The 14535-nt window shown below is 72.0% G+C and carries 14 protein-coding genes; 5 read left to right on the forward strand and 9 right to left on the reverse strand.

The features are described from left to right. On the forward strand, window positions 1-1293 hold the full coding sequence (locus tag ACFQGU_RS02980; protein ID WP_386763859.1) for a thymidine phosphorylase: 1293 nt from the start codon (window positions 1-3) through the stop codon (window positions 1291-1293). 1 nt (window position 1294) lies between these two features. Next, window positions 1295-1648: a cupin domain-containing protein gene (locus ACFQGU_RS02985; protein ID WP_386763860.1), complete on the forward strand. Its 354-nt coding sequence runs from the start codon at window positions 1295-1297 to the stop codon at window positions 1646-1648. A gap of 14 nt (window positions 1649-1662) precedes the next feature. On the opposite strand, the gene ACFQGU_RS02990 is transcribed toward ACFQGU_RS02985, so the two are convergent. Then, window positions 1663-2097: a hypothetical protein gene (locus ACFQGU_RS02990; RefSeq protein WP_386763861.1), complete on the reverse strand. Its 435-nt coding sequence runs from the start codon at window positions 2095-2097 to the stop codon at window positions 1663-1665. A gap of 130 nt (window positions 2098-2227) precedes the next feature. Between ACFQGU_RS02990 and ACFQGU_RS02995 the strand changes: the two genes are divergently transcribed. Next, window positions 2228-3385, forward strand: a complete 1158-nt coding sequence (locus ACFQGU_RS02995) for an adenosine deaminase (protein ID WP_386763862.1) — start codon at window positions 2228-2230, stop codon at window positions 3383-3385. A 300-nt stretch (window positions 3386-3685) separates the two neighbouring features. Continuing rightward, window positions 3686-4498: a hypothetical protein gene (locus ACFQGU_RS03000; RefSeq protein ID WP_386763863.1), complete on the forward strand. Its 813-nt coding sequence runs from the start codon at window positions 3686-3688 to the stop codon at window positions 4496-4498. Between the two features lie 69 nt (window positions 4499-4567). Here ACFQGU_RS03000 and ACFQGU_RS03005 read toward each other — a convergent pair whose 3' ends face one another. Genes ACFQGU_RS03005 through ACFQGU_RS03015 form a run of 3 tightly spaced genes read right to left on the reverse strand, consistent with a single transcriptional unit; the run spans window position 4568 to window position 6273 of the window. After that, the gene (locus ACFQGU_RS03005) at window positions 4568-5182 is read right to left on the reverse strand and encodes a LysE family translocator (RefSeq protein WP_386763864.1); all 615 of its coding nucleotides are present in this window, start codon (window positions 5180-5182) and stop codon (window positions 4568-4570) included. A 9-nt stretch (window positions 5183-5191) separates the two neighbouring features. Beyond that, a complete protein-coding gene (locus ACFQGU_RS03010; RefSeq protein ID WP_386763865.1) occupies window positions 5192-5650 on the reverse strand; it encodes an SRPBCC family protein in 459 nt (152 codons plus the stop codon). Further along, on the reverse strand, window positions 5647-6273 hold the full coding sequence (locus ACFQGU_RS03015) for a uridine kinase family protein (protein WP_386763866.1): 627 nt from the start codon (window positions 6271-6273) through the stop codon (window positions 5647-5649). Before ACFQGU_RS03015 ends, ACFQGU_RS03010 begins: the two co-directional genes overlap by 4 nt. A gap of 122 nt (window positions 6274-6395) precedes the next feature. On the opposite strand from ACFQGU_RS03015, the gene nifJ reads away from it, so the two are divergent. Next, window positions 6396-10004, forward strand: a complete 3609-nt coding sequence (gene nifJ / locus ACFQGU_RS03020) for a pyruvate:ferredoxin (flavodoxin) oxidoreductase (protein WP_386763867.1) — start codon at window positions 6396-6398, stop codon at window positions 10002-10004. Window positions 10005-10010: 6 nt separating this feature from the next. Here nifJ and ACFQGU_RS03025 read toward each other — a convergent pair whose 3' ends face one another. From ACFQGU_RS03025 to deoC, 5 genes are all read right to left on the reverse strand, one after another. Next, the gene (locus ACFQGU_RS03025) at window positions 10011-10229 is read right to left on the reverse strand and encodes a hypothetical protein (RefSeq protein WP_386763868.1); all 219 of its coding nucleotides are present in this window, start codon (window positions 10227-10229) and stop codon (window positions 10011-10013) included. 93 nt (window positions 10230-10322) lie between these two features. Next, complete coding sequence (locus ACFQGU_RS03030; protein ID WP_386763869.1) at window positions 10323-11120, reverse strand: GNAT family N-acetyltransferase; 798 nt, start codon at window positions 11118-11120, stop codon at window positions 10323-10325. Next, the gene (locus ACFQGU_RS03035) at window positions 11113-11973 is read right to left on the reverse strand and encodes an aldehyde dehydrogenase family protein (protein WP_386763870.1); all 861 of its coding nucleotides are present in this window, start codon (window positions 11971-11973) and stop codon (window positions 11113-11115) included. The genes ACFQGU_RS03030 and ACFQGU_RS03035 overlap by 8 nt, the downstream gene beginning before the upstream one ends. 14 nt (window positions 11974-11987) lie before the next feature. After that, window positions 11988-13427 carry an aldehyde dehydrogenase family protein gene (locus ACFQGU_RS03040; RefSeq protein ID WP_386763871.1) on the reverse strand — a complete coding sequence of 480 codons (1440 nt, stop codon included), beginning with the start codon at window positions 13425-13427 and terminating at the stop codon, window positions 11988-11990. 13 nt (window positions 13428-13440) lie between these two features. Beyond that, window positions 13441-14421, reverse strand: coding sequence for a deoxyribose-phosphate aldolase (deoC, locus tag ACFQGU_RS03045; protein WP_386763872.1), 981 nt, complete (start codon window positions 14419-14421; stop codon window positions 13441-13443). Window positions 14422-14535 lie beyond the last annotated feature (114 nt).

The raw sequence follows: 14535 nt of genomic DNA on the forward strand, positions 1-14535 counted from the left end.
ATGGCTGAGAAGTTCGCCGCGGTCGATGTGATCGTCGCCAAGCGCGACAAGCGCGAGCTGACCGACGAGCAGATCGACTGGGTCGTCGACGCCTACACGCGCGGCGTGGTGGCCGACGAGCAGATGAGCGCGCTGGCGATGGCGATCCTGCTCAACGACATGACCCCGCGGGAGATCGCGCGCTGGACCGGAGCGATGATCGCGAGCGGCGAGCGGATGGACTTCAGCACCGTCGGGCGCCCGACCGTCGACAAGCACTCCACCGGCGGCGTCGGCGACAAGATCACGTTGCCGCTCGCGCCCGTCGTCGCGGCCTGCGGTGCCGCGGTGCCCCAGCTCTCCGGCCGCGGCCTCGGCTACACCGGCGGCACGCTCGACAAGCTCGAGTCGATCCCCGGGTGGCGGGCGTCACTGTCCAACGAGGAGATGCTCGCCGTCCTGCGCGACGTCGGCGCGGTCATCTGCGCGGCCGGCGACGGGCTCGCGCCGGCCGACAAGAAGCTGTACGCGCTGCGCGACGTCACCGGCACGGTCGAGGCGATCCCGCTCATCGCGAGCAGCATCATGAGCAAGAAGATCGCCGAGGGCACCGGCGCGCTCGTGCTCGACGTCAAGGTGGGCTCCGGGGCCTTCATGAAGGACGAGGCGCGGGCCCGTGCCCTGGCCGAGCGGATGGTGGCCCTCGGCGAGGACGCCGGGGTGCGCACCCGCGCCCTGCTCACCGCCATGGACACCCCGCTCGGGCTCACCGCCGGCAACGCGCTCGAGGTGCGCGAGTCGGTCGAGGTGCTCGCCGGCGGCGGCCCTGCGGACGTCGTCGAGCTGACGCTCGTCCTCGCGCGGAACATGCTCGAGCTCGCCGGCGTCCACGGGCCGGACCCCGAGGAGGTCCTGCGCGACGGCCGGGCCATGGACGCCTGGCGCCGGATGATCGCGGCCCAGGGCGGCGACCCCGATGCGCCGCTCCCGGTGGCCCCCGAGCAGCACGTCGTCACCGCCGAGCGTTCGGGAGTGCTCACCCGGCTCGACGCGCTGGCGGTCGGCGTGGCCGCATGGCGCCTCGGCGCCGGTCGGGCCCGCAAGGAGGACCCGGTCAGCGCGGGTGCCGGCATCGAGATGCACGCGAAGCCCGGCGACGCCGTCACCGCCCGTCAGCCGCTTCTCACCCTGCACGCCGACGACGCCGGGCGCTTCGCGGCGTCGTTGCGCGACCTCGAGGGCGGCGTGGCGATCGGCGACCCCGGCACTCCGATCGACCTCCTGCCGCTCGTCATCGACCAGATCGGATCCTGACATGCCGCGCGTCATCGAGGCGCCCACCCGCATCCCCGTCCCGGGCGGCAAGACGATCGACGAGTACGTCGGTCGCGTGACTACCGGCACAACGTCCGTGTCGGTGGCGCACATGGTGGCGCCCGCAGGGTGGGAGGAGCCGGCGCAGACCCCGGAGTTCGACGAGATCACCGTCGTGCTGCGCGGCACGGTGGTCGTGGAGCACGAGGGCGGGCAGCTCGAGGTGCACGCGGGTCAGGCCGTGATCACCCACGCCGGTGAGCGGATCCGCTACTCGACGTCGGGCGAGGGCGCGGAGTACGTCGCCGTCTGCCTTCCCGCGTTCGGCCCGGACCTCGTCAACCGCGAGGACTGAGCCGGAGCCGCGGGCTACTGGCCGGCGACGCGGGCCTTGAACGGGTCCGTGCGCGGCGTGTTGCTGACCTCTGCGCGCGGGCAACCGGCGAGCGTCAGACCGGCGACCTTGAGCGCGTCGTTGCAGAGCAGCTCGACGGTGAGGCCGAACTCCTGCCCGGCGGGCGTGATCGTGACGCGGTAGATGGTGACCTCATGGCGCACCGGGGTGTCGTACATGACGGCGACGGTGCCGAGGAGCACCGAGGTGCCCCGCGTGCCGCCCACGCCGTTCCAGGGCGAGTCGTACCGCTGCCAGACCGACGCCGAGGCGTTCCACACGCCGCCGAGTGAGACGTCCTGGTCGCGCAGGTGGTTCAGCACCTGGGTGGCGACACGGCTCTCGAGCACGGCGGCGGGCCGGATGATCTCGACCTGCTCCTGCAGCCGCGATGCGGACGTCTGCTCCATATGGGTGTCTTCGGCACCTGGGGGCGGAGGTTGAGCGACTTGACCGGGGTTTCCGCTCCGACACCCCGAGTTCGTGCTCTCGACGCCCGCGCGGACGCCTCCGAGGCGGTCGGGGCGCTAGCGTGCGGGAATGAGCGTCGAGACCGGTCCTGTCCATCCCGCATCCGCCCCGCGCGACCCTGCTGCGGGATCCCGCGCCGTGCTGCCCGCCGACGTCGTGCGCCGGGCCCCGAAGGCCCTGCTGCACGACCACCTCGACGGGGGCCTGCGTCCGCAGACCATCGTGGAGCTCGCGGCCGAGACGGGGTACGGCAAGCTGCCGACGACCGACGCCGAGGAGCTCGGCCGCTGGTTCGTCGAGGCGGCGGACTCGGGGTCGCTCGTGCGCTACCTCGAGACCTTCGCGCACACCGTCGGCGTGATGCAGACCCCCGAGGCCCTCGCCCGGGTCGCGTCCGAGTGCGCGCAGGACCTCGCCGCCGACGGCGTGGTGTACGCCGAGGTGCGTTTCGCGCCCGAGCTGCACGTCGAGCGCGGCCTCGCCCTCACCGAGGTGGTCGAGGCGGTGCTCGCGGGCTTCCGCGAGGGCGAGGCGGCGGCTGCCGCGGCAGGCAACAGCATCCGCGTCGGCACGCTGCTGACGGCGATGCGCACCGCCGCCCGGTCCCGCGAGATCGCCGAGCTCGTCGTCGTCTACCGCGACCGGGGCGTCGTCGGCTTCGACATCGCCGGCGCCGAGGCGGGCTTCCCGCCGTCGCGCCACCAGGACGCCTTCGACTACCTGCGCGGCGAGTCGTGCCACATCACCATCCACGCGGGCGAGGCGTTCGGCCTTCCGTCGATCCACGAGGCCGTGGCCTTCTGCGGCTGCGACCGGCTCGGGCACGGCGTGCGCATCGTCGACGACATCACGATCGAGCCCGACGGCTCGGCCACGCTCGGCCGCCTCGCGCGCTACGTCCGCGACCAGCGCATCCCGCTGGAGATGTGCCCGACGTCGAACATCCAGACCGGTGCGGCCCCGTCGTACGCCGAGCACCCGATCGGTCTGCTCACGCGGCTGCGCTTCCGGGTCACGGTGAACACCGACAACCGCCTGATGTCTGGCACCTCGATGTCGCGGGAGTTCCTCGCGCTGTCCGAGGCGTTCGGCTGGGGCCTCGACGACATGCGCTGGGTCACGATCAACGCCCTGAAGTCGGCGTTCATCCCCTTCGACGAGCGCCTCGCCCTGATCGAGCAGGTCGTGAAGCCCCGCTACGCCGCCCTGGCCGCCGAGACCCTCTGACCTCCTGTGTTTCGCGAGTTACTGCCCACATGGCTGCTGGACGGCCTCCTTCAGCGACCATTCGGGCAGTAACTCGGGCATCCCTGTGGATGGGCTCTGCGCTCTTGTGCCGAGGACTCGCACAGTCGGTGCATGCGCCAGAGCCAGCTCTCGATCGAGCAGGTCGATGCGCTTGTCCGGTCGGCCGGACCCGGACCGTGGACGCGCGGAGTGCTACAACGCCAGGGCTGGACCCATTCCGCCATTCGAGCTGCAGTGCGGGCAGGGCGGATCCATCGGCTCCAGCACGGGGTGTACGCCGTGGATCAGGCAGACCTGTCGACCACGATCCGGGCCGCGCTGGCGAAGGCCGGCGCAGGCGCTGCGGTCAGCCATGAGACCGCGGCCATCGTGCGCACCCTGTGGCTGCCTCGCCGGCCGTCGTCCCTCATCCATCTCACGCGCGGCGGCGCCATCGAACGCACGCACCAGGGTGTCCGTCTGCACGGGTCGCGGCTGCCGGAGGAGTTCGTCGAGGACCTCGACGGCATGCCGGTCACGACGGTGGCGCGGACGGCGGTGGACGTGGCCCGAGGTCTGACCCTGCCCGACGCGATGACCGTGATCGACTCTGCTGCTCGGCTGCTGATCCAGCAGGCGTCCGGGGAGGATCTACGGGTTCTCAGATCCGTGTCGCGTCGCGCCGAGCTCCTGCCCCTGGCGCTGGCGCCCTTGAACGAGGCGTTCGCCTCGGTCTGGACCTGGCCGGGCACCGTGGTCGTGCGAGGCGCGATCGAGCTGGTCGATCCGGCATCGGAGTCGCCGCACGAGAGCCGCAGCAGGGGCTGGATGTACGAGGCGAAGCTGCCGATGCCGCGCACGGCGTACGAGGTCCAGGGAGCATCGGGAGCCTGGTACGCGTCGGAGTTCGGCTGGGAGAAGGAACGAGTGCTCGGGGAGGTCGACGGCATCGAGAAGTACGGCCGAACCGGAGATGAGGTGACTGCCGCCGTGAGAGCCGAGCGCCTTCGTCAGGCCGACCTGCAGGACGCCGGCTGGGCCCTCGCGCGCTGGACGCCGTCCGAGCGCCGCGCCGTCGTCATCCGGCGCATCGCCCGCACCCTCGGGCTCTGACGCGAGTTACTGCCCACATGAACGCTGAGACATGCCCTTCAACGAACATGTGGGCAGTAACTCGGAGAACTAGCCGGCGAGCAGGGCGGGGGCGAACTGGACGACGAGGACGACGCCGGTGAGCAGCAGCAGGGCGCCGGCCGCCTGGTGGGCGATACGCAGGCCACGCTCGTCGAGGTGGCGGCGTCCACCGGCCACGACTGCGGCGAGCACCACCTTGCTGCCGATGAGCAGCAGGTAGAACGCGGCCAGGAAGCCCGCTGCCGCGGCCGGCGACGACGACCAGGCCGACACCAGCAGCGGCCCGCCGACCGCGAGCCAGAAGACCCACGGGTGCGGCGACAGCAGGTTCATCAGCGCACCGCGCAGGAGCGGGTCGCGCCCGGCACGCGGCGGTGCCTCGACCGCGGTGACCACCTGCTCGCGCAGCGCCTCGATGCCGAGCCACACGACGTACAGGCCGCCGGCGACACCGAGGGCGCCGGTCGCACGGTCGGGCAGAGCACCGACCACGAGGACGCTGATCGTGATGACGACGACGTCGGTCACCAGCGGGCTGAAGGCGACGCGGACGCCGGACCGGAATCCGGCAGCGAGGGTCGTCGTGATGACGAGCGCCATGAGCGGGCCCGGCGCGAGACCGGCGCCGAGTCCGAGGGCGAGGCCGGCGAGCACGAACTGCACGCGCCGACCCTAGGGGGTGTAGCGCTGGGCCTCGGTCACCAGCATCGCGTTGCGCACCTCGATGAGGTGGCGCAGGCGACGTCGGAGCACGGCCGACTCCGCGACGTCGCCGAGCGGTCCGAGCGGGGCGTCGAACGCGACGTGGTCGGTCATGCGCGTGCCTCCCTCGACCGGCTCGAAGAGGTGCTCGTGGCGGAACGACGCGAAGGGGCCGCGCACCTGCTCGTCGACGAACCGCCGTGGGCGCTCGAGCTCGGCGATGCGGCTGGTCATCGTGAACCGGAGGCCGAAGTGCCGGGCCTTCCACGTGACGACGTCGCCGAGCCCGAGCGGGGACGTCGGCATCCCCACGACGCGCTCGCGCCAGGCGGCCATCGAGCGCAGGTGGAGGTCGACGTCCAGGGACAGGTCGAACAGGGTCTCCGGAGCGCAGCGGACGAGGTTCGCGAGGGTGAACCGGACGGTCATGATGTGCCGCGTCGCGACGAGGTCTCGCTGGCCTTGAGCCCGTGCAGGAGGGCGGTGAGCTCCCCGGCGCTGACGCGGCGGCAGCCGTGCGAGCAGGCGTCGGCGATGATCCCGGGCTCTGCCGCCATGAGGAGCCGGCCGCGCTGCCACAGCGTGAGCGGCGGCTTGCGGCGCTCCTTCAGATCGCGCGCGAACCGGCGGACGAAGTTCTTCCAGGGTGTGCGGTGCAGCACGACCGCGTCCGCGAGCAGGTCGCGCCCGCGCAGCCGCTCGATGATCACCGCGGCGAACACTCCCTCGGCCACCACCGCCGGGGCCCCGCGCAGCTCGACCACCGCGGTGCCGGTGGCGCGGTTCTGGGGGATGTCGTACGTCGGCACCTCGACCCGGCCGGTGCGGCACAGCGCCTCGAGCGCGGCCACGGCGTCGTCGGCCTTCCAGGACCGCGGGTCGTCCCAGTCGACGATGCCGAGCTCCTCGGAGCGCGGCATCGCCGGGTCGTCGCCGTCCCGGTAGAAGTCGTCGAGCCGGAAGACGGGGAGCCCGCTGCGCGCGGCGATGTGGCTCTTGCCCGAGCCCGACGGCCCGCACAGCAGCACCACGCAGGCCGGCGTCCCTTCCATGCCACGGAACCCTATCCGCCGCGCAGCCCCGGCCCGAGATGGTTGACGACGTGACCAGTGTCTCCGGTGACGTGGGCCGGACGACCTGCGACGTGCGGGTGGCCGGGCGCAGACTGCGAGGCATGGGAGAGCCTCCGGTACGTGGATCCGACACCGTCGACCTGACCGCGCCGCCCGGGCCGCGTGTGCGCTGCCTCGACGGCAACGAGGCTGCGGCGATCGTCGCCCACCGCCTCTCCGACGTCTGCGCCATCTACCCGATCACCCCCGCCTCGACCATGGGCGAGCTCGCCGATGCGTGGAGCGCCGGCGGGCGCACCAACCTCTGGGGCGCGGTGCCCGAGGTGGTCGAGATGCAGTCCGAGGGCGGCGCCGCGGCCGCCCTGCACGGCGCCGTGCAGAAGGGGGCGCTCGCGACGTCGTTCACCGCGAGCCAGGGCCTCCTGCTCATGATCCCGACGATGTTCAAGGTTGCCGGCGAGCTGACGCCCACCGTGCTGCACGTGGCTGCCCGCGCGGTGGCGACGCACGCGCTGTCGATCTTCGGCGACCACTCCGACGTCATGGCAGTCCGGTCCACGGGCTGGGCGATGCTCAGCGCGTCCGACGTCCAGGAGGCCCACGACTTCGCGCTGGTCGCGCACGCCGCCACCCTGCGCTCCCGCGTGCCGTTCCTGCACTTCTTCGACGGCTTCCGCACGTCGCACGAGGTCGCGACGATCCGCATGCTCCACGACGACGACCTCCGCGCCCTCATCCGCGAGCAGGACGTCCTCGCGCACCGCGCGTACGGGCTCACCCCCGAGGCGCCGGTCATGCGCGGCTCCGCGCAGAACCCCGACGTCTTCTTCCAGTCGCGCGAGGCGTCCAACACGCACTACGACGCCGTGCCCGGTGTCGTGGCCGAGGTCATGGCCGAGCTCGGCGAGCGCGTGGGCCGCCGCTACAACCTCGTCGACTACCACGGCCACCCGGAGGCCGAGCGCGTCGTCGTCGCGATGGGGTCGGTCACCGGCACCCTGCGCGAGGCCGTCGACGACCTCGTCCGGCACGGCGAGAAGGTCGGCGTCGCCGTAGTACGCCTCTACCGACCGTTCCCGTCCGACGCGCTCCGGGCCGCGCTGCCCGCCTCCGTCACGCGGATTGCAGTGCTCGACCGCACCAAGGAGCCGGGTGCGCCGGCAGAGCCGCTGCACCTCGACGTGATGGCCTCGTTCTCCGAGGAGGCCGGCACCATCATCTGCGGCGGCCGGTACGGCCTGGGCTCCAAGGAGTTCACGCCCGCCGACGCCCTCGCGGTGTACGCCGAGCTCGCGAAGCCCACGCCGCGGCACCGGTTCACGGTCGGCATCGTCGACGACGTCACCCACCTCTCGCTCGACGTCGACCCGTCGTTCCGGCTTCCCACGCGGGCGGTGCAGGCGATGTTCTTCGGCCTCGGCAGCGATGGCACCGTCGGCGCGAACAAGAACAGCATCAAGCTCATCGGCGAGCACACCGACATGCACGCGCAGGGCTACTTCGTGTACGACTCGAAGAAGTCCGGCTCGATGACGGTGTCGCACCTGCGCTTCGGCCCCGACCCGATCCGCTCGGCGTACCTCATCGACGATGCCGACTTCGTGGCGTGCCACCAGTTCGGCCTGCTCGCCCGGGTCGACGTGCTCGCGCACGCCCGAGCCGGGGCCACGGTCCTGCTCAACAGCCCCTACGACGCAGCCTCCCTCTGGGGGCACCTGCCCGCCGACGCACGCGCCCACATCGTCCACAAGCACCTCGCCGTGCACGTGGTCGACGCCACGACCATCGCGCGCGACGCCGGCCTCGGCCCGCGCATCAACACGGTCATGCAGCCGTGCTTCTTCGCGCTCGCCGACGTGCTGCCGGTCGAGGAAGCCATCGAGCTCGTGAAGGCCGGCGTCGTCAAGGCGTACGGCCACCGCGGGCCGGAGGTGGTCGAGCGCAACATGATCGCGATCGACGCCGCGCTCGCGGGTCTCCAGCGGGTCGAGGTGCCGGCAGACGCGCTCGACGACATGGCGGCCGTGCCGGACAGCGACCTCTCGGTGGTGCAGACCCTCATCGCCGGCCTCGGCGACTCCCTGCCGGTGAGCGCGATGAGCGTGGACGGCACCTACGAGACGGGCACCTCGGTGCTCGAGAAGCGGCAGCTCGCCGAGGAGATCCCGATCTGGGACCCGTCCCTCTGCATCGACTGCGGCAAGTGCACGATCGTGTGCCCGCACGCCGCGATCCGGATGAAGGCCTACTCGCCGGACGCCCTCGACGGCGCGCCGGAGGGCTTCCTGTCCAAGCCGTACAGCGGCAAGGAGCTCGGCGAGGGCCGGCTGCTCACGATCCAGGTCGCTCCGGACGACTGCACCGGCTGCGGCATCTGCGTGGCCGTGTGCCCCGTGCGCGACAAGCAGAACCCCGACCACAAGGCCATCGACATGGCGCCCGCGGACGAGCACCGCGACGTCGAGCGCCCGCGCTACGAGCACTTCCTCGAGATCCCGGACGTCGACCGCACCCTCGTGCGCCGCGAGACCGTGAAGGGGTCGCAGCTGCTGCGCCCGCTGTTCGAGTTCTCCGGCGCCTGCGCAGGATGCGGCGAGACGCCGTACCTCAAGCTGGTCACCCAGCTCCTCGGCGACCGCATGGTCGTCGCCAACGCCACCGGCTGCTCGTCGATCTACGGCGGCAACCTCCCGACGACGCCGTGGACCAAGGACCGCGACGGACGCGGACCCGCCTGGGTCAACTCGCTGTTCGAGGACAACGCCGAGTTCGGCCTCGGCATCCGGCTCGGCGTCGAGCGCCAGACCAGCGAGGCGCACCGTCTGCTGCGGGCGCTCGCCGAGGACCTGCCGTCCGACGTCGTCGCCCCGCTCGTCGAGGAGGAGCCGAGCGTCGAGGACGAGGCCGGCATCATCGCCCGGCGCCAGCAGGTCGAGCGGCTCCGCGACTCGCTGGCCGACGTCGACGACCCGCGCGCCCGCTCGCTCGCCTCGATCGCCGACGCGCTCGTCCCGACGTCGGTCTGGATCGTCGGTGGTGACGGCTGGGCCTACGACATCGACTTCGGCGGGCTCGACCACGTGCTCGCCAGCGGTCGCAACGTCAACATCCTGGTGCTCGACACCGAGGTGTACTCCAACACCGGCGGGCAGGCGTCCAAGTCGACGCCGCGCGGCGCCGCGGCGAAGTTCGCCAGCACCGGCAAGGCCACGAAGAAGAAGGACCTCGGGCTGCTGGCCCAGGCGTACGGCGACGTCTACGTCGCCCAGATCGCGCTGGGTGCCAACGAGACGCAGGCCGTGCGCGCGATCCTCGAGGCGGCTGCGTGGCCTGGGCCGTCGCTGATCCTGGCGTACTCCACCTGCATCGCCCACGGCATCGAGATGCGCGACTCCATGGCCCACCAGAAGGAGGCCGTGACGAGCGGCTACTGGCCGCTCTACCGCTTCCACCCGAGCCCCGAGGCGGGCACACGGCCCTTCGCTCTCGACAGCAAGGCGCCGACGACGACGCTCGAGCAGTTCGTGCACTCCGAGACGCGCTACACCGCGCTCGACCGCACGGACCACGAGCGGTCGCAGCACCTGATGCACCTCGCCCAGGCCGACATCGACGAGCGCTGGCACTACTACGAGCAGCTCGCGGGCGTCGAGCGGTCGCTGTCGGGCGAGACCGAGGAAGAGCTCGGGCACGAGCCCGACGCCGAGTAGCGCCCGCTACGTCAGGTCTTCGTCCGAGGCATCGGAGTCCGGATGGTCGCCGACGCCGTGGGGATAGTTCGTCCCCTCGGCGCCGCGCTCGCTCGCGATGGGGTCGTCCACGTCCGACGTGCGGGTGGTCTCGGGGTGCTCCCCGACGCCGTGCGGGTAGTTGGTGCCCTGCTTGCCGCGCTCGTCGGCAACCGGGTCGTTCGCGTCGCTCGGGGGTGAGGCCATGACGCGCTCTACCCGTGCCCTGGCCGGCCGAAACCCGGCCGGGGGCCGGCGGGTGGGGAAGCCGGGATGCCGCTCAGGCGGCCTGGGGCGCCCTCATCCGTGAGCGGCGGGGGAGCGGACGGCGGTCCAGGCAGGGCCGAGGTCGGCCCAGCCCCGCCGGGCGTACCAGTGGCGCGGCCAGTCGTCGGTCATGGCGGTGAGGTAGACGTCCGTGCATCCGTGCTCGGTCGCGGCCTCGATGCATGCCGTCAGCACGGCGTCGCCGTAGCCGCGGCCGCGGTGGGACGCCGCAGTGGTGACGCCGTCGACCTCGGCGCACGTCCCGTGCACAGCGAGGTCGGCGCAGGCGCCGATCTCCCCGGTCTCCGGGTCGCGCACCACGAAGGAGATGAACGGGCCGGACAGCGTGTACGTCGCGCGTCGGCCGACGAGGTCGGCGACCTCGGCGTCGGAGATGCCCGGCTTCCACTCCTCGCGCCACATGCGGTCCTGGAACGGCGCGGTGACGTCCTCGCTCACCCGCTCGGCGACGGCCGTGGCGGGCGCCGCCAGCGGGCCGAGCGACTGCGGCCGCCCCATGAGCCGCTCCGGCTCGGTCGTGAAGCCGGCGGCCGCCAGCCCTGCGCGGGTCTCCTTGGAGAGGTCGCACAGGGCGAACACGTAGCGGTGCTCCAGGCCCGCCTCACCCAGCACCTCGTCGCCCCACCGGATCAGCGCGTCGGCGCCGGGGTCTCGCCGCAGCAGGATCCCGTTGTGCGCGTACGACGCCGGCCACTCGGCCGTCGTAGCGGCCCAGGCCCCCTCGCCCAGCGGGACGACCGCGCCGACGCGCGCCAGGCTGAGCTCGGCGTACCAGTCCGCCGCCCGATCGTAGGAGTCCTGCTCAGACACCGATCGGGTGCCAGACGGTCTTGGTCTCGAGGAACGAGCGGATCCGCGAGAGGCCCGGGTCGGCGGTCCAGTCGTCGGTGTCCGGACGTCGCACGCGCTTGAGGTTGTCGGCCGCGGCCACCTCGAGCGACGCACGCAGGTCGAGGTCGTCGACGCCCGCGATGTCGATCGCGTTGACGTCCATGTGCGAGGCGAGCCACGGCGCCACCTCGGCCACCGAGCCCGTGAGCAGGTTGATCACGCCACCGGGGACGTCGGAGGTCGCCAGCACCTCCGACAGGGTGATCGCCGGGAGCGGCCGGTCCTCGGATGCCAGCACCACGCACGCATTGCCGCTCACCACGACGGGGGCGATGACCGACACCAGGCCGAGGAGTGACGACTCCTGCGGTGCGACGACGGCGACGACGCCGGTCGGCTCCGGCACCGAGAAGTTGTAGTACGGGCCGGCGACCGGGTTGGTCGAGCCGAGCACCTGGGCGAGCTTGTCGGCCCAGCCGGCGTACCAGACCCAGCGGTCGATGGCGGCCTCGACGACCGCCTCGGCGCGACGGGCGGTGAGGCCCTCCGACGCCACGACCTCGTCGACGAACTGCGCGCGGCGCCCTTCCATCACCTCGGCGACGCGGTAGAGCACCTGCCCGCGGTTGTACGCCGTGGCCTTGACCCAGCCGGCCTGCGCCTTGCGCGCGGCGACGACGGAGTCGCGCGCGTCCTTGCGCGAGGCGAGCGCGGCGTTGGCGAGGAACCGGCCCTTGGTGTCGGTGACCTCGTACGAGCGGGCGCTCTCCGAGCGCGGGAACGCGCCGCCGATGTAGAGCTTGTAGGTCTTGCGGACCTCGAGTCGGGCCATGTCCAGATCCTCCGTCACACCACGTCGAGGTAGGCCGCGAGACCGTGGCGACCGCCCTCGCGGCCGTACCCGGACTCCTTGTACCCGCCGAACGGGCTGGTCGGGTCGAAGCGGTTGAACGTGTTCGCCCACACGACGCCCGCGCGCATCTGGCTCGCGACCTTGAGGATCCGCGAGCCCTTCTCGGTCCAGATGCCGGCCGAGAGGCCGTAGGCGCTGTTGTTCGCCTTCTCGACAGCCTCGCCCGGCGTACGGAAGGTGAGCACCGACAGCACCGGGCCGAAGATCTCCTCCCGCGCGATGCGGTGCGCCTGCGACACGCCCGTGAAGACGGTCGGGGCGAACCAGTAGCCCTTGGCGGGGAGGTCGCAGTCGGCAGTCCACCGCTCGGCGCCCTCGTCGTCGCCCACACCCGCGAGGTGGCGGATGCGCTCGAGCTGCTCGAGGGAGTTGATCGCGCCGATGTCGGTGTTCTTGTCGAGCGGGTCGCCGAGGCGCAGCGTGGAGAGGCGGCGCTTGAGGCGCGCCACCAGCTCGTCGGCGATGTTCTCCTGCACGAGCAGGCGCGAGCCGGCGCAGCAGACGTGGCCCTGGTTGAAGAAGATGCCGGCCACGATGCCCTCGACTGCCTGGTCGATCGGTGCGTCGTCGAAGACGATGTTGGCCGCCTTGCCGCCGAGCTCGAGCGTGACCTTCTTGTCGGTGCCGGCCACCGCCCGGGCGATCGCCTTGCCCACCTCGGTCGAGCCGGTGAACGCGACCTTGTCCACACCGGGGTGCTCGACGAGCGCACGGCCCGTGTCGCCAGCGCCCGTGATGATGTTGACGACGCCCGGGGGCAGGTCGGCCTGGCGGCAGATGTCGGCGAAGAACAGCGCCGTGAGCGGGGTGGTCTCGGCCGGCTTCAGCACGACGGTGTTGCCCGCGGCCAGGGCCGGCGCGATCTTCCACGCCAGCATGAGCATCGGGAAGTTCCACGGGATCACCTGGGCGGCGACGCCGAGGGGCCTCGGGTCGGGGCCGAAGCCCGCGTGCTCGAGCTTGTCGGCCCAGCCGGCGTAGTAGAAGAAGTGCGCGGCGACCAGCGGGATGTCGACGTCGCGCGACTCCTTGATCGGCTTGCCGTTGTCGAGCGACTCCAGCACGGCGAGCTCGCGCGAGCGCTCCTGGATCAGGCGCGCGATGCGGAAGAGGTACTTCGCGCGGTCCTTGCCCGAGGTCTTGGACCACACGCGGGTGTAGGCGCGCCGCGCGGCCTTCACCGCGCGGTCGACGTCGGCAGCGCTCGCCTCGGCGACCTCGGCGAGCACCTCCTCGGTGGCGGGGTTGATGCTCTTCAGGCTGCCGCCGGTGCCGTCGACGAACTCGCCGTCGATGAACAGGCCGTACGACGACGCGAGGTCGACGACGGAGCGCGACTCGGGGGCCGGTGCGTACTCGAACGGGGTGGGCACGGGATCCTCCGCGTCAGTCGACGGTGACGTAGTCGGGGCCGGAGTAGCGTCCGGTGGCCATCTTCTGGCGCTGCAGCAGCAGGTCGTTGAGCAGGCTGGATGCGCCGAAGCGGAACAGGTCGGGCGTGAGCCAGTCGGTGCCCACGGTCTCGTTGACGAGAACGAGGTACTTCATGGCGTCCTTGGTGGTGCTGATGCCGCCGGCGGGCTTCATGCCGATGATGCGGCCGGTGGCATCGCGCCAGTCGCGGCACGCCTCGAGCATCACGAGGGTGACGGGAAGGGTCGCGGCCGGCGCGATCTTGCCGGTGCTCGTCTTGATGAAGTCCGCGCCGGCCATCATCGCGAGCCAGGAGGCGCGGCGGACGTTGTCGTACGTCGCGAGCTCGCCGGTCTCGAGGATCACCTTGAGGTGCGCGTCCGCGCCGTCCTCGTGGCAGACCTCGCGTACCGCGGCGATCTCCTCGAACACCTCGAGGTAGCGGCCCGACAGGAACGCGCCGCGGTCGATGACCATGTCGATCTCGTCGGCACCGGCCTGCACGGCGTCCCGGGTGTCGGCGAGCTTCACCGGCATCGAGGCGCGGCCCGAGGGGAACGCGGTGGTGACGGCGGCGACCTTGACGCCGCTGTCGCCGAGCTCGGCCTTGGCCAGGCCCACGAGATCGTTGTAGACGCAGACCGCAGCGGTCGACGGCACCGACGGATCGTGCGCGTCGGGGCGCCGCGCCTTCGCGCAGAGCGTGCGCACCTTGCCGGGGGTGTCGTTGCCCTGGAGGGTCGTGAGGTCGATCATCGAGATCGCGAGGTCGATGGCGAACGCCTTGGACGTCGTCTTGATCGACCGGGTCGACAGGGCGGCGGCGCGTGCCTCGGCGCCCACCTGGTCGACACCGGGGAGGCCGCCGAGGAAGCGCCGCAGGGCCGAATCGGACCTGGTCGCGTCGTCCAGGACGCCGGGGTCGGCGAGCAGGCTGCTGGGGGAGCGGGTCACCTGACGATCCTAGTCTCGGGCGTCGCGCCCGCGAGGAGTTCGTGGGAGCGGCCTCCGGCACGTTAGAGTGCCGCCTCGGCGCCTGCTGCGTGGATGGGCCATCGGCGCGCCGTG

It is taken from the genome of Longivirga aurantiaca, from assembly GCF_042660085.1.
GTDB lineage: Bacteria > Actinomycetota > Actinomycetes > S36-B12 > CAIYMF01 > Longivirga > Longivirga aurantiaca.

Coding starts and splice junctions, on each gene's coding strand:
- ACFQGU_RS02985 (WP_386763860.1), top strand. CDS start 1,295: ATGCCGCGCGTCATCGAGGCGCCCACCCGCATCCCCGTCCCGGGCGGC.
- ACFQGU_RS02995 (WP_386763862.1), top strand. CDS start 2,228: ATGAGCGTCGAGACCGGTCCTGTCCATCCCGCATCCGCCCCGCGCGAC.
- ACFQGU_RS03035 (WP_386763870.1), bottom strand. CDS start 11,973: ATGGCCCGACTCGAGGTCCGCAAGACCTACAAGCTCTACATCGGCGGC.
- ACFQGU_RS03010 (WP_386763865.1), bottom strand. CDS start 5,650: ATGACCGTCCGGTTCACCCTCGCGAACCTCGTCCGCTGCGCTCCGGAG.
- ACFQGU_RS03025 (WP_386763868.1), bottom strand. CDS start 10,229: ATGGCCTCACCCCCGAGCGACGCGAACGACCCGGTTGCCGACGAGCGC.
- ACFQGU_RS03015 (WP_386763866.1), bottom strand. CDS start 6,273: ATGGAAGGGACGCCGGCCTGCGTGGTGCTGCTGTGCGGGCCGTCGGGC.
- ACFQGU_RS02990 (WP_386763861.1), bottom strand. CDS start 2,097: ATGGAGCAGACGTCCGCATCGCGGCTGCAGGAGCAGGTCGAGATCATC.
- ACFQGU_RS02980 (WP_386763859.1), top strand. CDS start 1: ATGGCTGAGAAGTTCGCCGCGGTCGATGTGATCGTCGCCAAGCGCGAC.
- nifJ (WP_386763867.1), top strand. CDS start 6,396: ATGGGAGAGCCTCCGGTACGTGGATCCGACACCGTCGACCTGACCGCG.